The organism is Candidatus Enterococcus ikei, from assembly GCF_017316105.1.
In the GTDB taxonomy this organism is placed as follows: Bacteria; Bacillota; Bacilli; order Lactobacillales; family Enterococcaceae; genus Enterococcus_L; species Enterococcus_L ikei.
In genome coordinates, this window is the sequence record NZ_JAFLWD010000007.1 from 34,565 (window position 1) to 59,650 (window position 25,086).

The following is a 25,086-nucleotide window of genomic DNA, read 5'->3' on the forward strand; positions in this document are numbered from 1 at the left end:
TTTTGAGCAGTTTTTCTAAAGAAGGAAAACCAGCAAAACAAGAACTAACAGACGATCGATTACAAGAGTTAGTAGAAGAAATTTCATTTGCCTCTTTTGGGAAAAAGTTTCGCCACAAAGCTTTTTTTAACCGGCGTTTGAGAACAACGGGTGGAAGGTATCATTTAAACTCGCATAATATTGATTTCAATCCCAAGGTGTTTGAGCTGTACGGTGAAACAGAATTGATCAATGTGATCAAGCATGAATTATGCCACTACCATCTACATTTAGAAAATAAAGGCTACCAACATAAAGATGCTGAATTTAAATCGTTATTAAAACAAACGGGAGGCAGCCGCTATGTTCGACCTTTAGTGGAACAAAAACCGCAGTCCTATCATCAATATCAGTGTGAAAAATGCCAAACATTGATTTTACGAAAACGCAGAATCAATACCCAACGCTATGTTTGCGGGAAATGCCGTGGAAAGCTAGTCGAATTGGATTCGAGTAAGTTGTAATAAAAATAGCCGTCTTTTCTTTTGAGAGAAAAGACGGTTTTTTCTACGTGAGTGGGAGCAGAAGCAATCCCTTCGGAAATAAGCTGACATTCACAAAAATCTAAAGAGCAATTTTCGTGAATTCCTTCTTATTTCTCAGGATTAAACACTTCTGTCCCAACCTCATTTTATGGGATGATTTTAGAAGTATAAGGAAACATTGACAAAATTGGGACCATATTTTATCATTGATTTAGATAGTGAATATAAATCATTTTTTATCACTATTTAAATGATCAGATACGTTGCAGTCATATAAAAAGCGGTCATGGCGGAATGGCAGACGCGCCAGCTTGAGGGGCTGGTGGGGGCAACCCCGTGGAAGTTCGAGTCTTCTTGGCCGCATAGATTTCTGAGGGCAGAGATGCTTTTTTTACGCTAAATAGTGTACAAGTTTATTTTTTTCCGTAAAGGTAATTTTTTTATATCTTATTGATAAGTCTAACTTTAAAAATGAAAGTGAGGGCTAAAGATGAAAAAGACCATTATTGTGAGTGTATTTGGTATTATCATGTTGATTAGTGGCTTGTTTATTGGGAAAAATGTATTAGGGAGTTCTTGGGGCGGAACAAGAATTGGAATGTATTCGGAACATATTACATTGGATCGAATAGAGGATTCTTATCAACTTCCAGGGGGAAATTGGGAGCTTTTAGATAATAAAACCAATTTTGCAATTGATCATGAGGGCGTGGTTACAGCAAGCGGTGAAGGTTCGGCAAGAATTGTATACGAAATTGAGGGAAAGAAAGTTTATTCTGAAATCAAGGTAGATGAGTTTCCAGATTGGGGCGAGTATAAACAAATCGAAAGTAATGTTTCTATTTTAGGTCAATTTGACCATGCTTATGATGTTGAACAAATGAAATTTACCGCTGCAAGCAATGACTACTTACTGCAATTGGCATTACCTTCTAATTCAGGGGAAAGCGGAAGTTTTAGACTGTTTGGCGATGATGGATACCAGCTGGATTTCAGTTTTCGTGATATTCAGAAGAATGGAGATCTAGTAACTTTTGAAAGAACGCTGCATTTGAAGAAGGGAGAAACGTACTACATATCTTTAGCCAATGATTTATATTTTGATTTGTTGACATCATACGCAATTGATATCACCCCACTTGATTAGAAAAGCATCTTATAAATGGTAAAAAACGTATGGGCATTTTCCATACGTTTTTTCTGAATATCTTATATAATGTAAGCAAACATAAAAAGTGAAGGTGAGTTGAATGACAATCAAGCGTACTTGGTGGAAAGAAGCAGTTGGTTATCAGATCTATCCAAGAAGTTTTATGGATACTGATGGTGATGGTATCGGTGATTTGAATGGTATTCGCTCAAAGTTAGACTATCTTAAGGATTTAGGAATTGGTTTCATTTGGATCACCCCAATCTATGAATCGCCTAATATAGATAACGGGTATGATATCAGTGATTATCAAAAAATCCTTAGAACTTTTGGAACGATGGAAGAATTTGATTTGTTATTGGACGAAGCACATGCATTAGGAATGAAAATTATCATGGATCTAGTTATCAACCATACCTCTAATCAACATCCGTGGTTTCTGGAGTCGAGATCTTCAGTAAAGGATGATTATAGAGATTATTATATTTGGGCGGATGGAAAGGTTGATGGTCCACCCAATGATTGGGTTTCAATTTTTGGTGGATCGGCATGGGAGTATGATGAGGGAACCAAGCAATATTATCTTCATGTTTTTGCTAAAGAACAGCCCGATTTGAATTGGGAAAATCCCCGAGTAAAAAGAGAATTGTTTTCAATGATCGATTGGTGGCTAGATAAAGGCATAGATGGGTTCCGCGTGGATGCAATCTCTCATATCAAAAAAGCGCCTTTAGAAACGCCCTCAACTAGCGATCCTTTTGAGTCATTTAAAAATGTACCTGGAATTGAAACTCACTTGGAAGAGCTAAGAGATGTGTTCAAAAAACGTGATATTTTAACAGTTGGTGAAGCTAATGGAGTTAGTGCTGATGAAGCGTATCAATGGTTAGGGGAACATGAAGGATATTTTAATATGTTGTTTGAATTTGACCATATTTCTCTTTGGAACAAAGACGAGCAAGAAACATTAGATGTTATCCACTTCAAACAAGCAATCACAAGGTGGCAAGAAGCATTAGCAGATGGAAAAGGCTGGAATGCCTTGTACATGGAAAATCATGATATTCCTCGATCCGTATCTAGCTTTGGTAGTGAAGAGTCAGTATTTTGGCAGGCCTCAGCGAAGGCCTTGGCGTTAACTTTTCTTTTATTGCAAGGAACGCCTTTTATTTATCAAGGACAAGAAATTGGTATGACGAATATGCCGTTTGCATCAATCGACGATATCGATGCAGTCGATACTAAAAATTTTTATTATGAGATGATCCGTGCTGGAGTCAGTCCTTCAAAAGCAATGAATGTTATTAGAAGAACAGCAAGAGATAACTCAAGAACACCGATGCAATGGACTGCAGAAGAATATGCTGGTTTTTCAAAAAGAAAACCTTGGATAGTCCTCAATCCTAACAAGCAGGTCATTAATGTATTGGATGAATCAATGGATTCACATTCAGTTCTAAATTTTTACAAGGAAGTAATCAAGTTGAGAAGTCAAAGTGAAACATTGATTTATGGGACATATAAATTGTATTTGCCTGACCATCCTCAACTATTTGTTTATGGTCGTCGTTTAGGAGAAGAGCGATTTGTAGTGCTCATCAATTTGTCTAATGAATTTGCTTCTGCTGATTTACCAGAGAATGTTCAAATTGAAGAGTGGAATTTAGTATTGTGTAATCTCAATGACCACAGCATTCATCAACATACAGTGTTTGCTCCGTATGAAGCGAGAGTTTATAAACATAAATAAAGAGCCTGGCAATTTCTTTTACTGAAAAAGAAATTGCCAGATTTTTTATCTAACTATTTTAAGAAAAAGATGATGTGCTTATCTAGTTGCTTAAGATAAAAATTCATTTTATAGAATTGTGTAATCCTTATTATTGTGGATGAATAGATCAGTTATAGAGTTGTAATAGGCAATTTTTTTAGAAAATGTCCAATTTTTCATTGCTTTTTTTTTCTATGTGGCGTAACTTTAAAGATATAAATTTTGAAAATGAGGGATACAGTATGAGAAATTTTGATAAATCCAACAAACTTGATGGTGTAAGTTACGATGTACGTGGTCCGGTTTTAGAAGAAGCTGACAGAATGCAAGAAGAAGGCATTCGTATTTTGAAACTTAATACTGGAAATCCCGCTCCATTTGGTTTTGATGCACCAAATGAAGTCGTTCGTGATATGATCATGAATGTACGCAATTCAGAGGGGTACTCTGATTCAAAAGGTATTTTTTCAGCCCGTAAGGCAATTGAGCAATATTGTCAGGTAAAAGGGTTTCCTAACGTGACGATCAATGATATTTATACAGGTAATGGTGTTAGTGAATTGATCACGATGTGTATGCAAGGTTTACTGAATAATGGTGACGAAGTCTTAGTTCCAATGCCAGATTATCCATTGTGGACAGCTTCAGTGTCATTGGCAGGCGGAAATCCGGTTCATTATATTTGTGACGAACAAGCAGAATGGAATCCAGATATAGATGATATCAAAGCTAAAGTAACGTCAAACACAAAAGCAATCGTATTGATCAATCCAAATAATCCAACAGGTGCTTTGTATCCTAAAGAAATCTTGGAGCAGATCGTTGAGATCGCTAGACAAAATGATTTGATCATTTTCTCAGATGAAATTTATGATCGCTTAGTGATGGATGGGTTGACTCATATTCCAATTGCTACCTTAGCACCGGATTTATTTGTTGTAACCTTAAATGGTCTATCTAAATCTCATCGAGTAGCAGGTTTCCGTTGTGGTTGGATGGTACTTAGTGGGAATAAAAAGCATGTAAAAGGCTATATTGAAGGGTTGAATATGTTGGCTTCAATGCGTTTATGTTCTAATGTATTGTCGCAGCAAATTATTCAAACTGCTTTAGGCGGTTATCAAAGTGTGGATGACTTGTTATTGCCAGGCGGAAGAGTTTATGAACAAAGGGAATATATCTACAATGCAATCAATGACATACCCGGGCTTTCAGCAGTGAAACCAAAAGCTGCATTCTATATATTTCCTAAAATCGATAGTGCACGATTCAATATTTATGATGATGAAAAGTTTGTTCTTGATTTTCTGCATGAACATCATATTTTACTTGTTCACGGTGGTGGATTTAACTGGACACAACCGGATCATTTTAGAATCGTCTACCTTCCCAAAATGGAAGATTTGAAATTTACAACAGAAAAAATGCGTGAATTTTTAAGTACGTATAAGCAAAAATAAAAAGCGCAAAGAAAAAGTGACTCAAAACTTTTTTAGTTTTGAGTCACTCTCGTTTTAAGAAAGTAAACTACGAAATTATTCTGTAGTTTGACAATCTTTTTTACTAATTACCATACGATTTGTATATTTTTCTTCCATATCCGGACTTGGGTCCGAAACAACAACCAAATAAGCATTTTCATATTCTTTTTCGACATAGCCCATATAATGATTCTTTTCCCAGCTAAAGCTAATTCGTTTCTCCTGTACCATGAATAACACTCCTTATTTTGCAAGTAAAATTATTTTAAATCGTCTCAGTCTAGCGTTAGGTAATGTTCTTGCAGTATATTATGCATTAAAGTACAATAAATGCATAATGCGAATTCGCATATTTTTAGTTTCTTTAATGAATAAGTTTTATTAACCAGTATAGATGATCGAAATTGATTTAGGAGTGAAGCCATGGAGTCTTTTGGAGCAGTTATTAAAGAAATTCGCAAGAATAGAAAATTAACACAAAAAATGTTATCAGAAGATATTTGCTCACAAAGTGTGTTGAGCAGGATTGAAAATAATGAAGAACTGCCGAATGTGGTAGTAATGCAGCAAATTTGCCAGCGTTTGGGTGTGACAATGGATCAGATTATGCAGTTTAAATCAGAAGAAGTTCGTTTGATTACACAAATATTTGAAAAAATAGCAGATTATTTTCGACATAAAAAGTACGAAAAAATAATGAACTATATGAAAGATACACAAATTGAAGAGCGATTGCACTTAGATACGGATTGGCAACGCTATTATTATTATTTAGGTAGTTGTAAATTTTATCTTTGTAATGATTATGAACAGGCAATACTTGATTTGAAGAAAGGACTTTCTTTTACTTATCAAGCAAATAAAGTGAATTTATCAGATTTTGAAATTCAAGTAATCAGTTGTATAGGCAGTACCTATAGTAGCATTGGAAAAGTTACCGAAGCTGAAAAATACTTGAAATTGAGTATTCATTATTTTCATAAATTGCCAAATGAACGAGTGACTGCTGAACTAACAAAGATATTTTATAATTACTCGAAATTTTTAACAGATCAAAAACGTTTGGAAGAAGCGCAAATATATATCGATCAAGGGATCGTTTGGTCTAGGCATAGAAATAGTTACTATTTTTTAAGTGAGTTATTCCAGCTTAAAAGCCAATTAATGGCTGTGAAAGGAATGCTTGATGAAGCCGATGAATACCAGGTTTTATCTGAACAAATTTGTCGTATTGAAACAATTAAAATCTAACGAAATTTAAGTAAAATTTTTTCGAAAAGGTCTACACCATTCTTGACTTTGACTGGTTTTAAGAGTACGTTTAAAGTAGAAAATTAAAGAAAGAAGGATGAAGATGAGAACGTTTATCTTTGCTGAAAAGTTCTTTTTAAAAAGTGATGTAAAAGGACCTGGATATTTAGAAATCACAGATGGTATATTTGGAGATTTTTATAAAGAAGTGCCTGAAAAGGATGCAAAAGTAATTAAAGAAGAAGGAAAATGGATCGCACCTGGATTAGTTGATACACATATCCATGGCTATATGAATCACGATGTAATGGATAGTGATGCTGAGGGCTTAAAAGTCATGTCAGAAGGATTATTATCTTGTGGTGTAACGTCATTTTTACCAACCACTTTAACATCAAGTAAAGAACGCTTAAAAGATGTTGCAAAAACGATTGGTGATGTGTATCAAGAAGTTCCAGGAGCAAAAGTTCAAGGAATCTACTTTGAAGGTCCTTTCTTTACCGAAGAACATAAAGGCGCTCAAAATCCAAGCTATTTCGGTGACCCAGATTTAGCAACATTCAATGAATGGCAAGAAGCTTCTGGCGGTTTGATCAAAAAAATCGCTTTAGCCCCAGAGCGTAAAGGAGTTAAAGAGTTTGTAAAAGCTGTCACAGATGAAGGTGTAGTCGTTGCGTTAGGTCATAGCGATGCAACGTTAGAACAAGCTACAGATGCTGTTGAATCTGGTGCTAGTGTCTTTGTACATGCTTACAATGGTATGCGTGGATTAAATCACCGTGAACCAGGAATGGTTGGAGCGTTGATGTCATTAAATCATGTATTCTCTGAATTGATTTGTGACGGACACCACGTTCATCCAAATGCAGCAGATATTTTAATGGAAAAAGCAGGACATGACCATGTTGCCTTGATTACTGACTGTATGATGGCTGGCGGTATGCCAGACGGCAATTACAATTTAGGCGAGTTTCCAGTTGTTGTAAAAGATGGAACTGCTCGTTTAGAGTCTGGTAATTTAGCAGGTAGTATTTTGAAATTAAAAGAAGCAATCAAAAATGTTGTTGACTGGGAGATTGCGACACCAGAACAAGCAATTATGATGGCAACATTAGTTCCAGCAGTAAGTTGTAAAATTGATGATAAATGCGGCATGATCACTAAAGGTCGTGATGCTGACTTTATCGTTTTAAATCCTAATATGGAATTAGATGCAACATATTTAGACGGCGTAGAACGTTACCGTGCTTAATAAAATAAAAAAGATTTCAGCAGTATTTTGCTGAAATCTTTTTTTTATTTTGTGATCTTAGGCAATATGGATGAATCTAGTGAACCATTTAAATAGTCAATAAAAAAATCAGCTAGAAATAAATCATAAATTTCAAGATCCGATTTATACAGCGAAACGGGAATTACAAAGGTCTGTTGTTTTGTACCTGCAATATAATCACCATCAATTGTTTGAGCAACAATTAAAAATTCATCTTCTTTCCATTTTGAAATATCATCTAAAGAAATAGTTTCTTCTGAAGCAAGGTACTGAACATTATTTTCGAATTGTTCTTCAAGAGAGTGACTGAAGACAATGATGCTATCTTCATCTTGTTCATTGTCTAAAACGATAGTTAAAAAATTTTGTGGGTCATTATCAGTGAGCTGTTCTTTGATTTTTTGAAAGTCCATTAAATTACCTCCTCATTTAAAAGCGTAGCAAGTTTATTCAGAACGAATAGATAGCTACTTTTCATTTAAAATCGTTACATGAAAATCAATTGTCGTATTTTTATTAAGACCTTTCGCTTCTAAATCAATTTGCTTACATAACAATTCAGTTCCTTCATAAACTGGAGTGACCCGATAACGAATCGTTTCACCTTTATCTAAAGCTTGGCGGATTTGGTTTTCATATTTTGTCATAAAAGGTGTATTTACCGGCGTTTGATAAAGGGTAGTGAGATTTCTTGAATCATCACCCGAACCACCTAGTTGACGACCAATTAAATGACCTCTAGAATGATTGGTTGGATCAGTACCGGAAATAAATCCAGGTGGGCGGATATCTTTATTCGCTGAGGTTCCTGTGTTGACCATTGCGGGTTTCAATAGGGCATCAGCGCCAGTTGCACGACCAAGTGAATCTAATGAGTGATAATCGATCCATCCTTTCTTACTGTCAGCCAGTTCAGTTGCTGAAAAAGTTGCTGCGCCAAGCTCTTTAGGACCAGGGTTTGTAGAGTTCGTGGGTTTAGTAGAATTTGGTTTTGTTTGTTGTTGCGTTTCGATACCAAATAATTTTTGAACGTCATCTGGGACTTGAACTCCAAAAACGCCTAAAACTAAAATAATTAAAACCGCGACAAGCATCACTGCTGGACTAAATGGCGGCTTTTGTTTTTTTCTTGCCATGATTCTTCTCCTAACTAATATCAGAGGTTGAGAAAAAATACGAAACTCCGATAAAATAAACAGGAGTTACTTTTGACTCACCAATGGTTCAAATAGATGACCATCGTTCTATTATACGAAAAAATTGAAAAAAATCAAAATGCTTTTGAGCTCGTAGAGGACTTGTTTGACTTCTTATGATAAAATTTCATTGAGAGGGGATTTGGACAATCATGGCTTATATTGACGTAATAAATGAGTATAAAAGATACCACATGGGAGATACAACGATCGCAGCAAATGATGGGATCAGTTTTTCAGTAGAAAAAGGTGAAGTTGTCGTGATCTTAGGACCTAGTGGAGCAGGAAAATCAACAGTTTTAAACATACTAGGCGGGATGGATTCATGTGATGAAGGACAAATCGTTATAGATGGAACGGATATAGCAACATTTAATGAAAAGCAATTAACAACTTACCGCAGAAATGACGTAGGTTTTGTTTTCCAGTTTTATAATTTAGTACCGAATTTAACCACAAAAGAAAATGTTGAACTAGCTTCTCAAATCGTTTCGGATGCGTTAGATCCTGAAGAAGTACTGAAATCTGTGGGCTTAGGTGCTCGCTTGGATAATTTTCCAGCGCAATTATCTGGTGGCGAACAACAACGTGTAACGATAGCCAGAGCAATTGCCAAGCGTCCTAAACTATTATTGTGTGACGAACCGACAGGAGCACTTGATTATGAAACAGGAAAACAAATATTAACTATTTTACAGGAAACAGCTCATAATACAGGAACGACAGTGATTATCATCACTCATAATTCAGCTATTGCACCAATGGCTGATCGTGTGATCCGCATCAATGACGCAAAAGTTAGAAGTGAAACGATCAATGATGAGCCTAAACCTGTATCAGAGATAGAATGGTAGGTGACAGTGTTGAAAAAGACCGCGTTACTCAAAACCAGTTTTCGTGAAATCAAACAATCTAAAACACGCTTTTTATCTATCATGGGGATTATCTTTTTAGGTGTCTTAGTTTTTGTTGGGTTGAAAGCAACTGGACCAGATATGACTCAGACAGCTTCAAACTATTATCAAAAACAGAAACTACCAGATGCTCGAATCGTTTCTACGTTAGGTTTGGCAGATAAAGATCTAGAAGCCGTTAAACAAGTCAAAGATGTTGCAGCAGTTTTTCCTAGATACACGAAAGATATTGCAATCAGCGAGAAAAATGTAGCTGTAAAATTTGTTAGTTATGATTTAAAAGAAAAGCAACCGTTGATTGATTATCGATTGATCAAAGGGCGAATGCCTGAAAAAAGTGGAGAAGTCGTTTTAGATGATCTTGCTGAAACGCGAGGACACTACAAATTAGGTGAGACGCTTACGCTTTCAAAAGAAGACGATAAAGATAACTCGTTAAAAAAAGAGCAATTTAAAATTGTCGGGTTTGTTCAATCACCTGAATATATCGAGAATACTTCTAGAGGGAATACAACAATTGGTAAAGGATCATTAGATTTTTTTGCAGTGGTTCCCAAAGAAGATATGGCTCTTTCAACCTATACAGAAATCTTGCTATCGTTTAAAGGCTTAAATGATATAGACAGTTACTCACAAGAGTATAAAGATAAACGAGAAACAGCAGTTTCATCCGTCAAACAAGCAATGAAAAAACGCCCTGAACAACGTGTGGATGAAATTCGTGAAGAGTCAAAAGCTTCATTTGAACAAGCACAAAAAGAGATCACTGATGGCGAAAATGCGCTGAAAGATGCTGAAACCAAACTACAAACAAGTGAACAAGAATTAGCATCAGGCAAACAAGAACTAGCTCAAGCTCAGGCTGACTATACACAGCAAATCACAGCCGCTGAAAATGAATTGGCTGCAAATCAAGCAACCATCTCAAATGGTGTGAATGAGCTTGCGGCGCAAAAAAATGAACTCGAAACAAAGAAAAATGAATTAGCTCAAGCTTCGGTTCAAGTTGCTCAAGGACAAAGCGCATTGCCAGGTTTACAGCAACAACGTAATGAAGCTGCTGCAGCCAGTGAGTCGTTAAACCAGTTAGTCAATGGTTATCAGAGTTTAGCTTCTTCAGTTGCGATTTTAGATCGGGTTCCTGATGATTTGTTGGCAGAGAGTATTACAGAAGCTGCACCTCAGCTACAAACAGCACTGCAAGCATTAGGATCACCAGCCGAAGTGACTGCTGCGGTCAACCAATTGATTGCTCAACCAGTTAGAGGAAATATAGCAGTCGTTATGGGTACAATCAATAGTGCTTTAACTAACATAGCAGCCCAACAGGCTCAAGCAACACAAGCTCTGCAAACCCTTGATCAAACGATTAGAACAATCAATCAGTCAATCGCACAGTTTACGGAAAGTCAGCAACAGCTCAATGCGGCAGAGGCCCAAATCGCTCAAGCTGAATCACAGTTGGCATCTGCTCAAGAACAATTAGCGGTAGGACGTCAACAATTGGAGCAGTCTAAAATTGATGGTCAAGCAAAATTAAATGAAGCACAAGCTAAAATCGATGAAGGACAAAGTGCATATGATCAAGGTTTAGCTGAGTTTCAAAAGAAAAAAAATGAGACTTTGCCTAAGTTGAATGAAGCTAAAGAACAATTAGCAAAGAAACAAAAAGAATTAGCTGATCTAAAAGCAGCAGATTATTATTATTTTACGAGAGATGATAATCCTGGCTATTCAGAATATGAAGATAATGCTGAGCGAATTTCTTCTTTGTCAACGGTTTTCCCACTATTCTTTTTCTTGATTGCTGCATTAGTTAGTTTAACGACGATGACGCGAATGGTAGAAGAAAAGCGGACGGAAATTGGTAGTCTAAAAGCATTAGGTTATCGAAATGGTGAAATTGCGTTTAAATTCTTAGTGTATGCAACAATTGCCAGCTTATGTGGGGCTATTTTAGGCATATTCGTAGGATATTACTTGTTCCCAACAATCATTTTTGATGCGTATGGACAGTTATATAATATTCCTGATTTTGTCACTCCGTGGTATTTGAGTTACAGCTTGATCGGTATTTTGATCGCTGTCTTATGTACGGCTGGTGCCGCGATGGTTGTCTTGCGTATTGATTTATTCAGTACTTCTGCTAGCCTATTGCGCCCAAAAGCACCGAAAGCAGGGCAAAGAATTTGGTTGGAACGCGTGAAACCAATTTGGAATCGATTAAGTTTTATTCAAAAAGTCACTGCCCGAAATTTATTCCGTTACAAACAGAGAATGTTGATGACGGTTTTAGGGATTGCCGGATGTATGGCGTTGATTATTACAGGTTTTGGATTAAAAGATTCGATTTCTGATATCGTTGACGTACAATTCAATAAAATTTGGCACTATCAAGCAATCGTGACATTTAAAGATGATGCTTCTGAGAAAGAAACACAAAATTATCAAGAGGTATTAAACAAGGTCGATGGACTGAAAGAAACCATGCCATTACATGTTGAGTCTTTGAAAACGACTAAAAATTCAAATGCCAAGCAAAGTGTTTCTATCTATGTTCCTGAAAAACCAAAAGAAATCGATCACTTTATTTTATTCAATGATCGACAATCTGGTGAAAAATATCAATTAACTGATGACGGTGTGATCATCAATGAAAAATTAGCAAATCTGTTTAAGTATAAAGTCGGCGATACACTTGTCCTAAAAAATAGTGATAACCAAGAATATAAATTTAAAATAAAAGCAATTGCTGAAAACTACACGGGACACTTTGCTTACATGTCGCCAAAATATTACCAAAAAATAGTTGAAAAAGAACCTCAGTACAACACAGAATTTTTACTCTTTGATAAAACACCTAGTGAGAAAGTGGAAGCTTCAATCGGAAAAGACTTGATGGAAAATCAGAACGTGTTAAATGTTTCTTTCTTATCGATTTCCAGCGATGCTCTAGACGATACGATTCATAGCTTGAATATTGTGGTTTGGGTCTTGATAACTGTATCTGGGTTACTGGCGTTTATTGTTTTATACAATCTAACGAATATCAATATTTCAGAACGAATTAGAGAACTTTCCACAATCAAAGTTCTAGGGTTTTATGATAAAGAAGTGACGATGTATGTTTATCGTGAGAATATCATTTTAACAGTGATTGGTATTTTCTTTGGATGCTTCTTTGGAAAACTTGTTCATGGCTATGTGCTGACGACTGTAGAAGTGGATATGCTGATGTTTTCACCGACCATCCATTGGTTTAGCTATGTGTATTCAGGATTGATCACTTTGTTCTTTACATTGCTAGTTATGGTCTTTATGCATAGAAAATTGAAAAAAGTAGACATGATCGAAGCTTTGAAATCAAATGAATAAAAAGAATTAGAGAATGGAACAAATGAACTTTTTTACTAAGGTTTATTTGTTTCATTTTTTTGAATTAAAAGATAAGACAAAAGCATTAACTCTAACAAATAGGATGGAGCTATTTTTGCTCTCAAGTATATGATTTTTTCAAGATTAGCTGTCATTTTGTACAAAGTATTGGTAAAATATAGATATCATCGGGAGAAGATCGGGAGAGAATGGATGACCGTTGCCTATATTAAAACGTAACAAAAAAGGCAAAGGAGCGTAAATGGGAAAGTGGACACTACTATTTTAGGGATGAAATAATTAGAGATAGTCGAAGCAGACCTGTAAAGGGAAGGGGTGAGAACGTGATACAAGGAATTCCGATTGAAACGATTTACCTTTATGTACTGATTGCTTGTGCAGGAATTGCTGTTTTACTAGTAATATTTGGGGATATATTTGATTTTGATGGACCGATCGATCCAATGTTGGCCATTCCATGGCTAGCCTTTACTTCATTATTTGGTTATCTTGGAGAAAGACTGCTGGAATGGAATCATTTGATGCTGTTTTTAGTTAGTGGAGCGATTGCTTCGATACTAGTTTTTTTCTTAAATTTTTATGTGTTGGTGCCGATGAAAAATGCAGAATCAACCATTTCTATTTCTGAAAAGGACATGGAAGGTAATACGGCAACCGTCGTTACGCCAATTCCAGTCAGCGGGATGGGTGAGATTCAATTTAAAAGTGTCACTGGTTCGATCAGCCGCCCAGCAGCTTTTTATGCACCACAAGATCAACCGATCGATAGAGGCGCACAGGTGCTGATCATTGAAATCAGAAATCGCGTGTGTTATGTAGTTCCCTATGAAGGAAGCCTACAATTATAAAAAAGAAGGAGTAGAAGAAAATGGAATTAGGGATTTTAGGACCAATTGTTCTGGTTGTATTTATTTTATTAATGCTGCTGATTGTGTTTATTTCAAAATATCAAACAGCTAAACCAGATGAAGCGTTGATTATTAGTGGGAGCTATTTAGGTAGTAAAAATGTTCATGCAGATGAAAGCGGTAATAAAATAAAAATCGTTCGTGGTGGAGGAGCTTTTGTGCTACCAGTATTCCAACGATCAAACCGTATCAGTTTACTATCAAGTAAATTAGATGTATCGACTCCAGAGGTTTACACGGAACAAGGAGTTCCAGTGATGTGTGATGGTACATCGATCATCAAAATCGGTTCTTCTGTAGAAGAAATCGCAACAGCTGCGGAACAATTTTTAGGTAAAACGCGTGAAGAGCTTGAAAATGAAGCACGTGAAGTGCTAGAAGGACATCTTCGTTCGATTTTAGGTTCTATGACAGTGGAAGAAATTTATCAAAATCGTGATAAATTCAGCCAAAGTGTGCAAGAAGTTGCCAGTGTAGATTTAGCGAAAATGGGTCTGATCATTGTATCATTTACCATTAAAGAAGTTCGCGATAAAAATGGCTACTTGGATTCTCTAGGTAAACCAAGAATCGCACAAGTTAAACGTGATGCAGATATCGCTGAAGCTGAAGCTTGGAAAGAAACACGAATCAAAAAAGCCGAAGCTGAAAAAGAATCACAACAAGCAGAATTACAACGTCAAACTGAAATCGCTGAAGCATCAAAAGAAAAAGAATTAAAATTAGCAACATATAAAGAAGCACAAGATATCGCAAAAGCCAAAGCTGACCAAGCCTACAATTTGGAAACAGCTAAAGCCCAACAAGAAGTTATTGCACAAGAGATGGAAGTTAAAGTCATCGAACGTCAAAAACAAATCGAATTAGAAGAAAAAGAAATCGTTCGTCGTGAAAAACAATACGATTCAGAAGTGAAGAAAAAAGCGGATGCTGATCGTTATGCAAAAGAGCAAGAAGCCCTAGCTCAAAAAGCTCGTGAAGTTGCCGAAGCTGAAGCAGAGCGTTTCCGTGTGGAATCATTAGCAGAAGCTGAAGCCAACCAAACACGTTTAGCAGGACAAGCTGAAGCAGAATCTATTTTAGCTCGTGGTGCGGCTGAAGCCGAAGCCAAACAAAAGATCGCCGATGCTTTCAAGGAATACGGCGAAGCAGCTGTGTTAAGCATGGTTATGGAAATGTTGCCACAATTAATGAAAGAAGCGGCTCAACCACTTAGCAACATTGATAAAATCTCTGTTGTTGATACAGGTGGCGGTGGCGAAAATGCAGGAGCTAACCGTATTACTAATTATGCAACGAACTTATTAGCTGGTACTCAAGAAACTTTGAAAGAAACAACTGGCTTAGATGTCAAAGAATTGATCGAAAACTTTTCAAAAAAAGGAACGAACAGCAATGTGAATTTCTATAGTGATAATGAAGAAAATAAATAAATAAAAAAAACGTACAAGGTCTATTCCAGCATTATAAATGCTAGAATACTTGTACGTTTTTTTACTGGTTCTTTTTATCAAAAAAATTACTACGTTTAAGCTTCACCAGATTCTTCCAATTCAAATGCAGCTTTTTTTTCAGGAATCTTATTTACGATGAAAAAGGCAACTGCTGCAAGAACCATAATAATGATTGAGATATAAAAACCCATTTCTCGTGTTCCTGACGCATCGGAAATTACACCTGTGATCGTAGGGGCGAAGATGGACGCACTTAAGCCGAAAAAGTTTGATATACCAAGAGTTGTACCTAAAATCAACGGATTAGCTTGATCACTAATAAATGAAATAATAATCGGTTCAACTGCTAATTTTCCTAAAAAGCCATAAAGAATCAAAGCGATTAGTAACAAAGAAGAATTATTGGCTGTTACAGTTAGTAACAACATAGCTGCAGCACCTAATTCAAGTGCTAAAATAATCGATATTTTTTTTGATTGCCATTTATCAGAAATACGGCTGAAAATCAATGCACCAGGAATCGCAGCAAATGCCACTAAGGCAGATGAAAACCCGATTGCAAGTCCTTTAAAGCCTCGTTCGTCTTGTAAAAATGCTGGTAGCCAAGTTACTACCATATAATAACCATAACAAGTGCCAAAATATAACAGATAAGAAACTAGCATTTTGGGTGAAAAAAGTCCTTTTGGTTGTTTGTCAGAAGTAGCAGCAGATTGTTTCGTTGCTTCTGACTCTAGCGTAGTTGGTATAGGCGTATCTTTTTTTGAGTTCGGTTTGATTCCAAAGGTAAAAGCAAGAATCATAGTAACGATCAGGCCAAAACAAAGGAACATCATAGACTGCCAAGGCAAATCAAGTTGTTTCACTAAAAGGCTTGAAAGAATCATACCAATTCCCATTCCAACGGCTGATCCGCTGTTGATGATTGCTGTAGAGAGTCCTTTCCGGTGTTGGGGGATACTTTCAGATGAAAGTGAGAACGCCGCGCCGTAATAAGAACCGCACCCTAACCCGGCAAGCACACTGGCAAAATAAATCATAGTCAAAGACTGAGCCTGTGTGATCATAAAGGCAGCTAGCCCAAATAAAATAAATCCTGGAATCATCACTGTTTTTTTCCCAAGGCGATCAACTAACATTCCTGCTGGAATCTGCATACTAGTTGCTCCAAAGAAATAACAACTGGATATTAAACCCATTTGAGCATTGGTATGAAATCCAACGGTTCCTTGAATCTCAGAAAATAGTGGGGTCAATGAAGCACGATAAATCCAAATAGTTACCCAGCCCAAGCATAATAACACAACAATTCTCTTCCAATAATGTTTGTCGATTTTTTCACCATTTGTCTTCATTTTTTTCCTCCTGTAACTTCTTTATTTTTGATTTAGTGATTAAAATATTGATAAAAAACAAAATGTAAACGCTTTTTTATATCATATTAAGAAACTAAAATTATTACATGAGTCATTTTAACTAATAATTTTAAAATTATTTGCTCTGTTTGGACAAATACATCCTTGTATTCATCAATTATACTATCTTCAAGATTTTATTTTGTAAGCGTTTTACAAGAGAAAGGATAGTTTAACATGGAAAAAGAGATAGAGTGGGGTTATTCTTTGGAAAATGGACCTGATACGTGGATAAACTTATGTGATGATTATCGACAAGCCTGTAATCGATACATGCAGTCGCCTATTGCTTTGGCTAAAGATAAAGTCACAAATCAATTGGAAAAAGACACATTAACAATTGAGTATTTGTGTGATGAATTTCAAATACAGTGGTCTAAACACACATTTCATTTTATTCCAAAGTCAAATAAAAATAAAGTGTATTTTGATCGTAAATGTTTTTATCTTGATGATATCCATTTCCATATTCCCAGTGAACATACTCTTGACGGACAAGTCCATCCAATTGAGTTCCATTTTGTCCATCACTCTGAAGCGGACGAGCCGTTGGTTATTGCCGTATTATTTAAAAAAATAGTAGGGAATGAAGAGCTTTTGCAAATCGAAGAAAGTTGCACGACTATCAATTGGGATTTAAGAAAAAAGAATCTAAAATTAAATCCTTCTGTATTTATCTCTAAACCTGTTGAATATTATGCTTATTACGGATCATATACAACCCCGCCTTGTGTTGGAAATGTTCAATGGATCGTTGTTTCAAAGGCATCTTCACTGTTTAGTAAGACAATTTTGAAGTTAGTAAAAGAAAAAGACTGGGCAAGTAACAATCGTCCAATTCAACCACAAGAACAAAAAAAGATTTGGCATACATAATTGTGCCAAATCTTTTTAGGTAAATACGTAAAAATGTTAGGGACTTAAACGGATTATCCTTCAATAATGTCTCATTTCTAACTATTTTTGTCCGCGCTTTCATTTTCTGAAAGAGATAAAGCAACGCGTAATTTAAGCGATAATTTGGAATCATCAACGGATTGTCCAAATAATTGATTACATTTTTCTATTCGATATTTTACTGTATTGCGATGCACAAATAGTTGGTCAGCGGTTTCCGAAATTTTACACTGACAGTCCAAATAAGTAGTCAGCGTTTTTCGAAGTTCTTGATTCGTTTGATTGGTCGGATAGGCAAGACTTTTCAGAATAGATTGGCAGAAATGCTGCATCTCTTCTTCTGAAACATTTTCAGCTATCCGGTTGATTCCTTGAATAGTATTATAAAAAACGAAATTCTTTTTAGATGGGCTATTTTCTAAAGAACTTTTTGCTTCCTTGTATGAAAAGTGAAATAAGCTAAGTTGATTAACTGGATCACCTACGCCAAAACTAAGTGAGATAGTTAATAATTTAAATGTTTTATCATAGAGCTCTTCTAAAGTTGATTGTAAATCCTTCTTGTCTTTAAAAAGCAACACGAATTGATTATCTTCATCTGTAGGCAATAGTAACAAATTAGAATTGGTTTTTGTTAAATATTCTTCTAGGAAATCATAGATAAACAAATCAATTTCTTTTTCGTAAAAAGACTTATTTTTTGGTACTTGAATCGATACAACTACAACTCGGTAATAATTGGAGTCAAGGGAATCAATAATTGGATACTGTTTTACAAAATCCATAGACGGTCCGTTTTTTTCTGAATGCAACAAATTATGAAATAGGTGCAATTTTACTGAACGGTTTTCATATTTGATCGTTTGTTCTTTATAGATTGAAAGTGCCAGAACAATCAAGGACTGTTCAATAGCAAACTGAGAAAAAGGATAGGCTAACTGATCAACCTTGAAAAGAACTAATAAATAAGGAATATAACTATCTGAGTTGATTGGGATAAGATTGACTAAAGTATGCTCACCTTCATCGATTTTAAATAAAAAAGACTCTTTTTTTGCTTCTTGTTGTTTCGCTGTTAATTGGGCTAAAAGCTCTTTTTTCTTAGCAGGTGTCAAAAATTCTTCCACAGTATGATTTCGACTAGACGTAGCCAAGTGACCAAATGGATCGATCAACATAATCGGCTGTTTGATCATATGGCTCAATTGGTCAATCAAGACTGAGGTAGAAGCCCCTTTAAAAAGCAATTCAGCAAATTTTTGCTGTATTTCAAGCGAAAAAAAGATTTCTTCCGTTTGATCGGACCAAAGATAACTTAGCAGCTTATGCGAAATATCTCCCAAAGTCATATTCATTGGAATTTGAATAATTGGAAAGTTTAATGAATCTGCAAAATCAATGACTTTTTTGCTGATTTTTGGTATGTACCGACCTATTTTTACTGCTAAACCAGCGCTTGGAAGGCTATTTAAATGTGCAATCAGTTCACATAAATCATCAGGCGAATCTCTATAGGCCATTCCTGTTGTCAACAACAAAGAATGAGGAGATAAGTAATTTGCAACATCAGGTGTTTCTGATATTTCAACTGTATGCAGTGGAACATCTAAATTTGCTTGAGTGTTTAAAACAACTAAGTCTGTAAAACGTGGAATCGTTAAAATTTCTTTCAGGTTTTTCATGATAATCCCTCCTTTATTTTAAGAGCAAATAGGTGTGCAATGTAAATTATTTAGTTTTAAAAGATAAAGCGGCGACTTCTTGTTTGGCTAAATTGACGACCGTTTTGATTTTTGCTTCATTGATTCTAATGGTCGGTATCGATATGCTGATTGCTGCAATGATTTGGTTGGCAGAATTAAAAATCGGTATTGCAATACAAAAAACCCCTAGCTCACATTCTTCATTATCAACCGCATATTGTTGTTTTTTTATCTGTTGAAGTTCTTCTAACAACTTTTGTTTTTTAGTGATTGTATTTTTGGTTAAAGAGTGCAATTCAATCGTTTTTAGATATTCGTCTAATTCTTTATCTGAAAAAGCGGATAAAAATAATTTTCCTGCTCCAGTGCAGTATAAAGGCGCCTTTTTCCCAATTTTTTGAGTAATACTTAAGATTCTTTCTTGGCTGTCTATCGAATTGATGTACTCCAGCTGATTCCCTGCTTGAACTGATAAACAAGTAGCTTCTGATAGTGCGGAAGACAGGTGATAAAGAGTGGATTGCGTAAATTGAATCAAACTTTCAGCAGAAACTAAATTTGCTGAAATATTTTCAAATTTGTTAGAGAGTGAATAATACTGAGTTTCGGGATTTTGGCTTATGTAGCCTAAAGTCATAAGGGTATAAAGAAATCTCAGTGCAGTTGATTTTGGAAGCTCCGCTTTTTGTGCAAGTTCGACAAGAGACATTTCTTGCCTAGCGCTGGTAAAACTTTCAATGATAGCAAATGTCTTGATGACTGATTGATTTAATTTTACTTTTTTTTCGTTCATTATATCCTCCTACTTGTTTTTCTTTTTATCCAAATTTGTCCATCATGTACAAAATAAGGATTTGCTTTTCGTGTAAAAGCGTTAAAGACCCCTTCATGGAGTCATGGTAACATGTTGTTTAGTGAAACGCAATGCCACTTAGTGGAATTCGATCAAATAATAGAAAGAAGGAATTGAGATGAAAGCTGCAGAAGCAATTGTTCAAATTATGGTCAAAGAAGGAATAAAAGATGCTTTTGGTATACCAGGAGCTGGAATAAATCCGGTGTATAAATTTTTGGAAGCGGCACCAATCGAACATTATTGTATGCGTCATGAAGAAGCTTGTGTACACGCAGCAGATGGGTATTATCGAGCAACACATGAGATTGCATTAGCTATTTGTACGTCTGGTCCTGGCGCAACAAACTTTGTGACAGGTCTATACACAGCGAACATTGACTCGATCCCAGTTCTTGCCATTACAGGTCAGGCAAATAGCTGGCAAATGAAACAAGATGCCTTCCAATGTGTGGATATGGTAAGTATTGCATCTACAGTTTGTAAGAAAGTTTATTGCCCTTTAGATGCGCAAGAAATTCCAACAATTTTACGCGAAGCATTTTATATTATGCGCTCAGGGAAACCTGGACCAGTCCTACTTGATTTACCTCTTGATATTCAGCAAGTAGAAATTGATTTTGACATCAATGACTATGAACCGAAGAAAGTTGAAACAGTCAAAGCAGCATCGACTCAAATAAATCAAGTTCTGGATATGATCACTGAAGCGAAATCTCCAGTTATTATCATGGGCGGCGGTGTAATCTTAGCCAAAGCAGAACAAGAATTGATTCAATTTGCAGAAAAACTTCAAATTCCGATTATTCAAACCTACATGGCCAAAGGTGGTGTTCCAGTGAATCATCCACTTAATGCTGGACATGCAGGAATCCAAGTTGGACAACCAATCGGCAATAAAATTTTCTTGGATTCTGATCTAGTTATTGGAATCGGTAATCGCTTTACGGATCGTCATACTGGAAACTTGGAGGTATATAGAAAAGGACGCAAATTCATTCACATTGATATTGAAGCAAACCAAATCGGAAAAGTATTTACACCAGATCTAGGCATCGTCTCAGATGCAAAAGAAGCGTTGAGTGATTTATTAGCTGCTATTGAATCACGCAAGATGACTCAAGTAAACAGAGCGGGTGTTAGTGAAATCCCTCAATTAAGAAAAGAATTAGCTAGAAAAACGGATTTTGATAATACGCCAATCATGCCGCACCGAGTATTTAGAGAAATGAATCTCTTTTTCGATGACAATACAATGTACACTGCTGGCTGTGGTATCACTCAAATTTGGAGTGGTCAGTTGCAAGACATCGAAAAACCACGTCGCTACTTGCCATCAGGTGGTGCAGGAACATTGGGCTTTGAAGTACCTGCTGCTTTTGGTGCAAAAGTTGCTGATCCAAATGCAACGTCAGTCACTGTACTTGGCGATTTTGGTTTTACCTTTATGGGAGAAGAAATCGCAGTTGCCGCAGCATTTAAGAAGCCGATCATCGTAGTTATTGTCAATAATGCCTATCTAGGATTGATACGCCAAAACCAAATTTCAGCTTATGATTTTGAGTACGGTGTAGATATGCCTTATAACCAAGATGGATTGATTGATTATGTAAAAGTTGCTGAAGGATTTGGTTGTTTAGGAGAACGAGTATTTGATCCAAATGAAATTGCGAGTGCCTTCAAACGTGCAGTAGATTCTGGGAAAACATATGTGATTGATATTATCTGTGAACCAGAACAACTATGTGATATGGGTGGCGCAGTTGACCAAATTAAAAACTTTGGAGACTAAAAATAAACACACTAAATAAGTTAATAAAAGGAGAAAATAGAATGAAAGAGAATATTGAAACGTACTTTGATTTAGGCTTGATCCAATGGATGAGTTATCCGCCAAAAAATTACGATTTAAAAGAAACACTGCTACAAATAGCTAAAGATCCTGATTTTCGTGCAATTGAAATCACTCAAATCAAAGATGACCAGACACGTTTAGAAGTGAAACAATTATTAGAACAATCAGGATTAAGAGTTGGTTATGGCGCTCAACCACGTTTATTAGGACCAGGACTTAATCCAAATGCTCTGAATGAAGTAGACCGTCTTGAAGCAGAAAAAACATTGATCGAAGCTGTTGATGAAGCTGAATATTTAGGTGCTAAAGGAATTGCCTTTTTATCAGGACAATGGGAAGAAGCAACCAAAGATAAGGCTTATTCACAGTTATTGAAGACTACGATAAATGTATGTAAATATGCTGCGACAAAAAAAATGATGGTAGAGCTAGAGGTTTTCGATTACAATATGGATAAAAAAGCTTTGATTGGACCAGCTCCATTAGCTGCAGAATTTGCCGCTGATGTTCGAAAATATTGTAATAATTTTGGCTTGATCGTTGACTTATCTCATTTCCCAACGACGTATGAAACAAGTAAATTTGTGATTCAAACAACTCGTCCATACATCACGCATTTACACATTGGAAATGCTGTTGTAAAAGAAGGCTGTGACGCATATGGTGATCAACATCCAAGATTTGGATTTCCAAACAGTGCCAATGATGTAGCTGAACTAACCGATTTTTTCAAAATTTGTAAAGAGGAAGGGTTATTTAATAAAGACGAACCAATGATTCTTTCATTTGAAGTAACGCCACGTGATCATGAAGATGCTGATGTGATTGTTGCACAAACAAAACGTACAATCAATCGTGCATGGTCACTTTTAGAAGAATAAAGAAAGGAGAGAAACAAAGATGGATATTGTGGTTTTGGATGGTTATACCGAAAATCCTGGAGATTTATCTTGGAGTAGTTTAGAGAAATTGGGGAATCTGACCGTTTATGATCGAAGTCCTCTTTCTGAGGCTGAATTGGTCAAACGAATCGGAGATGCTCAAGTCGTTTTAACGAATAAAACACCTCTTACGAAAAAAGTTATACAAGAGGCAAAACAATTAAAATATATTGGTGTATTAGCAACTGGTTATAATGTAGTCGATGTAATCGCTGCAAAAGAGCAGGGAATCATTGTAACAAATATTCCAACTTATGGAACAGACACAGTGGCTCAATATACTATCGCATTACTTTTGGAACTAGCTCACCATATTGGTGCTCATTCAGATAGTGTGAAACGTGGAGAGTGGACGAACTCGAAAGATTGGTGTTATTGGAATTATCCGCAAATCGAACTTTCAGGAAAAACATTAGGAATCATTGGTTACGGAAGGATCGGACAAAGAGTTGGAGAGATAGCAGCTGCGTTGGGAATGAAGGTTATTGCAACAAATGGGGAACGAGAAGAAAGAGATCGAAACGGAACGAAATTGGTTAGCTTAGAGCAACTCTTTGCTGAATCAGATATTATTTCATTACATTGTCCATTAGTACCAGAAAATGAAAGGATTATCAACGCTGAAAACATTGGGAAAATGAAAACAGGTGTTTTGATCATTAATGATTCTCGAGGTCAATTGATCAATGAAAAAGATTTAGCACAAGCACTAGATTCAGGTAAGGTTGGAGCGGCAGCGGTAGATGTTGTATCTGAAGAACCGATCCGCGCAGAAAATCCATTGTTGCAAGCTAAAAATATCATTATTACTCCACACATTGCTTGGGCATCAAAAGAAGCTCGCTCACGCTTAATGGAAATTGCAGTCGACAATGTCAGTGCATATCTCAATGGTACACCCAAAAATAGAGTAAACAAGTAGTTTTTTATGAATGATGGAGGGGGAAATATGAAAATATTAGTAGCTATGGACTCATTTAAAGGCAGTGCAACATCTATTGAAGTGGGTGAAGCGGTAAAAAAAGGCATTGAAGAATCTTTCAAGGAAGAACAGACTGTTCCAATAAAAGTTACTCCAATTGCAGATGGTGGCGAAGGAACTATTGAGGCTATATTTTATACGACCCCTAACTCTATTCATACAGAACACGTTCAAGGTCCACTATTTCATCAAGAAGTAACTGCTAAGTATGGAATTTATGATGAAACTGTTGTATTAGAAGTAGCAGAAACATCAGGAATTATGCTAGTGGAAAAAAAAGACCTAGATCCGTGGCAAGCGACATCTTATGGTTTGGGACAATTGCTAAAGAAAAATATTGAAGCTGGCTACCGAAAGTTTATTATCGGTTTGGGTGGCAGTGCAACGAATGATGCAGGAATCGGCTTACTAAGTGCTTTGGGTTATGATTTTTTAGATGAAAAAGGGCAAAATTTAGGCTATTTGTTAAAAGATATGAAACATCTGAGCAGAATCGATGCTTCTTCGATTTTACCTGAATTAGCAGAGTGTTCGATTCGAATAGCTAGTGATGTGAAGAATCCTTTGAATGGTCAAAACGGCGCTACGTATATTTTTGGTAAGCAAAAAGGAGTTACAAAAGAAAATCGCAAAGAAATCGATAGGATTCTTGAAAAGTTTGCCTTCTTAACGAATGAGTTAACGAAGACATTCTATCAGGTTACACCAGGATCTGGTGCTGCTGGCGGATTAGGCTTCACGTTATTGTCTTATTTTAAAAGTGAAATAGTTTCAGGATTTGAGGAAGTAGCAACGATTATTGATTTAGAGAAAGAAATAGAGCAAGCGGACATTATTATTACAGGTGAAGGCATGCTAGATGCTCAATCAATGATGGGAAAAGTCCCTGTTGCAATCGCTAAAATGGCAAAAAAACACTATAAACCAGTGATCGCTATATCCGGTAGTGTTTCTGAAGATGCTGTGCAATGTAATAATGAAGGTATCGATGCTTTTTTTCCAACAATCAGGAGGATTGCATCGGAGCAGAACATTCTGGATAAAGAGAATACGATTAATGCAGTCAGGGAAACTGCGCAACAATTATTTCGTTTTGGGCAATTATTTAAGTGAGTTTAAATT

At 36.1% G+C, this 25,086-nt stretch carries 21 protein-coding genes and 1 tRNA gene; 16 read left to right on the forward strand and 6 right to left on the reverse strand.

All coding sequences use genetic code 11. From position 1 onward, the window contains the following. Positions 1–2: 2 nt before the first annotated feature. The 5 genes from JZO69_RS02940 to JZO69_RS02960 all read left to right on the forward strand — a co-directional run bounded on the left by JZO69_RS02940 (position 3) and on the right by JZO69_RS02960 (position 4,905). Positions 3–503, forward strand: coding sequence for a SprT family protein (locus JZO69_RS02940; RefSeq protein ID WP_207111417.1), 501 nt, complete (start codon positions 3–5; stop codon positions 501–503). A gap of 301 nt (positions 504–804) precedes the next feature. Next, positions 805–887 (forward strand) — tRNA-Leu (locus JZO69_RS02945). Positions 888–1,014: 127 nt separating this feature from the next. Continuing rightward, entirely contained in the window at positions 1,015–1,671 is a 657-nt protein-coding gene (locus JZO69_RS02950; protein WP_207111418.1) for a hypothetical protein, read from the forward strand. A gap of 103 nt (positions 1,672–1,774) precedes the next feature. After that, positions 1,775–3,424 carry a glycoside hydrolase family 13 protein gene (locus JZO69_RS02955; RefSeq protein WP_207111419.1) on the forward strand — a complete coding sequence of 550 codons (1,650 nt, stop codon included), beginning with the start codon at positions 1,775–1,777 and terminating at the stop codon, positions 3,422–3,424. 263 nt (positions 3,425–3,687) lie between these two features. Beyond that, positions 3,688–4,905, forward strand: a complete 1,218-nt coding sequence (locus tag JZO69_RS02960) for a pyridoxal phosphate-dependent aminotransferase (RefSeq protein WP_207111420.1) — start codon at positions 3,688–3,690, stop codon at positions 4,903–4,905. Between the two features lie 75 nt (positions 4,906–4,980). Here JZO69_RS02960 and JZO69_RS02965 read toward each other — a convergent pair whose 3' ends face one another. After that, entirely contained in the window at positions 4,981–5,157 is a 177-nt protein-coding gene (locus JZO69_RS02965) for a hypothetical protein (protein ID WP_207111421.1), read from the reverse strand. 192 nt (positions 5,158–5,349) lie between these two features. Here JZO69_RS02965 and JZO69_RS02970 point away from each other — a divergent pair, with 192 nt between their 5' ends. Both JZO69_RS02970 and nagA read left to right on the forward strand, forming a co-directional pair. Beyond that, positions 5,350–6,177 (forward strand): helix-turn-helix domain-containing protein, encoded by an 828-nt coding sequence (locus tag JZO69_RS02970; RefSeq protein ID WP_207111422.1) that lies wholly within the window; start codon positions 5,350–5,352, stop codon positions 6,175–6,177. Between the two features lie 103 nt (positions 6,178–6,280). Further along, on the forward strand, positions 6,281–7,429 hold the full coding sequence (gene nagA / locus JZO69_RS02975; protein WP_207111423.1) for an N-acetylglucosamine-6-phosphate deacetylase: 1,149 nt from the start codon (positions 6,281–6,283) through the stop codon (positions 7,427–7,429). Between the two features lie 44 nt (positions 7,430–7,473). Here nagA and JZO69_RS02980 read toward each other — a convergent pair whose 3' ends face one another. After that, entirely contained in the window at positions 7,474–7,863 is a 390-nt protein-coding gene (locus tag JZO69_RS02980) for a hypothetical protein (RefSeq protein ID WP_207111424.1), read from the reverse strand. Positions 7,864–7,917: 54 nt separating this feature from the next. Beyond that, positions 7,918–8,586, reverse strand: a complete 669-nt coding sequence (locus tag JZO69_RS02985; protein ID WP_207111425.1) for a DNA/RNA non-specific endonuclease — start codon at positions 8,584–8,586, stop codon at positions 7,918–7,920. A gap of 212 nt (positions 8,587–8,798) precedes the next feature. Here JZO69_RS02985 and JZO69_RS02990 point away from each other — a divergent pair, with 212 nt between their 5' ends. The 4 genes from JZO69_RS02990 to floT all read left to right on the forward strand — a co-directional run bounded on the left by JZO69_RS02990 (position 8,799) and on the right by floT (position 15,297). Beyond that, the gene (locus tag JZO69_RS02990; protein ID WP_207111426.1) at positions 8,799–9,500 is read left to right on the forward strand and encodes an ABC transporter ATP-binding protein; all 702 of its coding nucleotides are present in this window, start codon (positions 8,799–8,801) and stop codon (positions 9,498–9,500) included. A 6-nt stretch (positions 9,501–9,506) separates the two neighbouring features. Next, on the forward strand, positions 9,507–12,935 hold the full coding sequence (locus tag JZO69_RS02995; protein WP_207111427.1) for an FtsX-like permease family protein: 3,429 nt from the start codon (positions 9,507–9,509) through the stop codon (positions 12,933–12,935). A gap of 344 nt (positions 12,936–13,279) precedes the next feature. Continuing rightward, positions 13,280–13,804 (forward strand): NfeD family membrane protein, encoded by a 525-nt coding sequence (locus tag JZO69_RS03000; protein ID WP_207111428.1) that lies wholly within the window; start codon positions 13,280–13,282, stop codon positions 13,802–13,804. 20 nt (positions 13,805–13,824) lie between these two features. Further along, positions 13,825–15,297, forward strand: a complete 1,473-nt coding sequence (gene floT / locus JZO69_RS03005; RefSeq protein ID WP_207111429.1) for a flotillin lipid rafts scaffold protein FloT — start codon at positions 13,825–13,827, stop codon at positions 15,295–15,297. 95 nt (positions 15,298–15,392) lie between these two features. Here floT and JZO69_RS03010 read toward each other — a convergent pair whose 3' ends face one another. Continuing rightward, on the reverse strand, positions 15,393–16,673 hold the full coding sequence (locus JZO69_RS03010; protein WP_207111430.1) for an MFS transporter: 1,281 nt from the start codon (positions 16,671–16,673) through the stop codon (positions 15,393–15,395). A gap of 237 nt (positions 16,674–16,910) precedes the next feature. On the opposite strand from JZO69_RS03010, the gene JZO69_RS03015 reads away from it, so the two are divergent. Beyond that, the gene (locus JZO69_RS03015) at positions 16,911–17,609 is read left to right on the forward strand and encodes a carbonic anhydrase family protein (RefSeq protein ID WP_207111431.1); all 699 of its coding nucleotides are present in this window, start codon (positions 16,911–16,913) and stop codon (positions 17,607–17,609) included. 77 nt (positions 17,610–17,686) lie between these two features. On the opposite strand, the gene JZO69_RS03020 is transcribed toward JZO69_RS03015, so the two are convergent. Both JZO69_RS03020 and JZO69_RS03025 read right to left on the reverse strand, forming a co-directional pair. Then, a complete protein-coding gene (locus JZO69_RS03020; protein WP_207111432.1) occupies positions 17,687–19,312 on the reverse strand; it encodes a PucR family transcriptional regulator in 1,626 nt (541 codons plus the stop codon). Between the two features lie 46 nt (positions 19,313–19,358). Continuing rightward, positions 19,359–20,126 (reverse strand): IclR family transcriptional regulator, encoded by a 768-nt coding sequence (locus JZO69_RS03025; protein ID WP_207111433.1) that lies wholly within the window; start codon positions 20,124–20,126, stop codon positions 19,359–19,361. Between the two features lie 178 nt (positions 20,127–20,304). Between JZO69_RS03025 and JZO69_RS03030 the strand changes: the two genes are divergently transcribed. From JZO69_RS03030 to JZO69_RS03045, 4 genes are read left to right on the forward strand one after another with little or no spacing between them, the layout of a single operon-like run. Then, positions 20,305–21,978 carry a thiamine pyrophosphate-dependent enzyme gene (locus tag JZO69_RS03030; RefSeq protein ID WP_207111434.1) on the forward strand — a complete coding sequence of 558 codons (1,674 nt, stop codon included), beginning with the start codon at positions 20,305–20,307 and terminating at the stop codon, positions 21,976–21,978. A gap of 41 nt (positions 21,979–22,019) precedes the next feature. Then, positions 22,020–22,922: a sugar phosphate isomerase/epimerase family protein gene (locus tag JZO69_RS03035; RefSeq protein ID WP_207111435.1), complete on the forward strand. Its 903-nt coding sequence runs from the start codon at positions 22,020–22,022 to the stop codon at positions 22,920–22,922. A gap of 19 nt (positions 22,923–22,941) precedes the next feature. Beyond that, complete coding sequence (locus JZO69_RS03040; RefSeq protein ID WP_207111436.1) at positions 22,942–23,904, forward strand: D-2-hydroxyacid dehydrogenase; 963 nt, start codon at positions 22,942–22,944, stop codon at positions 23,902–23,904. Positions 23,905–23,931: 27 nt separating this feature from the next. After that, positions 23,932–25,077, forward strand: coding sequence for a glycerate kinase (locus JZO69_RS03045; RefSeq protein ID WP_207111437.1), 1,146 nt, complete (start codon positions 23,932–23,934; stop codon positions 25,075–25,077). Positions 25,078–25,086 lie beyond the last annotated feature (9 nt).

Excerpts from the sequence above, each read along its gene's own strand:
- JZO69_RS02950 (WP_207111418.1), top strand. The coding sequence starts at position 1,015 with ATGAAAAAGACCATTATTGTGAGTGTATTTGGTATTATCATGTTGATT.
- JZO69_RS02955 (WP_207111419.1), top strand. The coding sequence starts at position 1,775 with ATGACAATCAAGCGTACTTGGTGGAAAGAAGCAGTTGGTTATCAGATC.
- JZO69_RS02960 (WP_207111420.1), top strand. The coding sequence starts at position 3,688 with ATGAGAAATTTTGATAAATCCAACAAACTTGATGGTGTAAGTTACGAT.
- JZO69_RS02965 (WP_207111421.1), bottom strand. The coding sequence starts at position 5,157 with ATGGTACAGGAGAAACGAATTAGCTTTAGCTGGGAAAAGAATCATTAT.
- JZO69_RS02970 (WP_207111422.1), top strand. The coding sequence starts at position 5,350 with ATGGAGTCTTTTGGAGCAGTTATTAAAGAAATTCGCAAGAATAGAAAA.
- nagA (WP_207111423.1), top strand. The coding sequence starts at position 6,281 with ATGAGAACGTTTATCTTTGCTGAAAAGTTCTTTTTAAAAAGTGATGTA.
- JZO69_RS02980 (WP_207111424.1), bottom strand. The coding sequence starts at position 7,863 with ATGGACTTTCAAAAAATCAAAGAACAGCTCACTGATAATGACCCACAA.
- JZO69_RS02985 (WP_207111425.1), bottom strand. The coding sequence starts at position 8,586 with ATGGCAAGAAAAAAACAAAAGCCGCCATTTAGTCCAGCAGTGATGCTT.
- JZO69_RS02990 (WP_207111426.1), top strand. The coding sequence starts at position 8,799 with ATGGCTTATATTGACGTAATAAATGAGTATAAAAGATACCACATGGGA.
- floT (WP_207111429.1), top strand. The coding sequence starts at position 13,825 with ATGGAATTAGGGATTTTAGGACCAATTGTTCTGGTTGTATTTATTTTA.
- JZO69_RS03010 (WP_207111430.1), bottom strand. The coding sequence starts at position 16,673 with ATGAAGACAAATGGTGAAAAAATCGACAAACATTATTGGAAGAGAATT.
- JZO69_RS03015 (WP_207111431.1), top strand. The coding sequence starts at position 16,911 with ATGGAAAAAGAGATAGAGTGGGGTTATTCTTTGGAAAATGGACCTGAT.
- JZO69_RS03020 (WP_207111432.1), bottom strand. The coding sequence starts at position 19,312 with ATGAAAAACCTGAAAGAAATTTTAACGATTCCACGTTTTACAGACTTA.
- JZO69_RS03025 (WP_207111433.1), bottom strand. The coding sequence starts at position 20,126 with ATGAACGAAAAAAAAGTAAAATTAAATCAATCAGTCATCAAGACATTT.
- JZO69_RS03030 (WP_207111434.1), top strand. The coding sequence starts at position 20,305 with ATGAAAGCTGCAGAAGCAATTGTTCAAATTATGGTCAAAGAAGGAATA.
- JZO69_RS03035 (WP_207111435.1), top strand. The coding sequence starts at position 22,020 with ATGAAAGAGAATATTGAAACGTACTTTGATTTAGGCTTGATCCAATGG.
- JZO69_RS03040 (WP_207111436.1), top strand. The coding sequence starts at position 22,942 with ATGGATATTGTGGTTTTGGATGGTTATACCGAAAATCCTGGAGATTTA.
- JZO69_RS03045 (WP_207111437.1), top strand. The coding sequence starts at position 23,932 with ATGAAAATATTAGTAGCTATGGACTCATTTAAAGGCAGTGCAACATCT.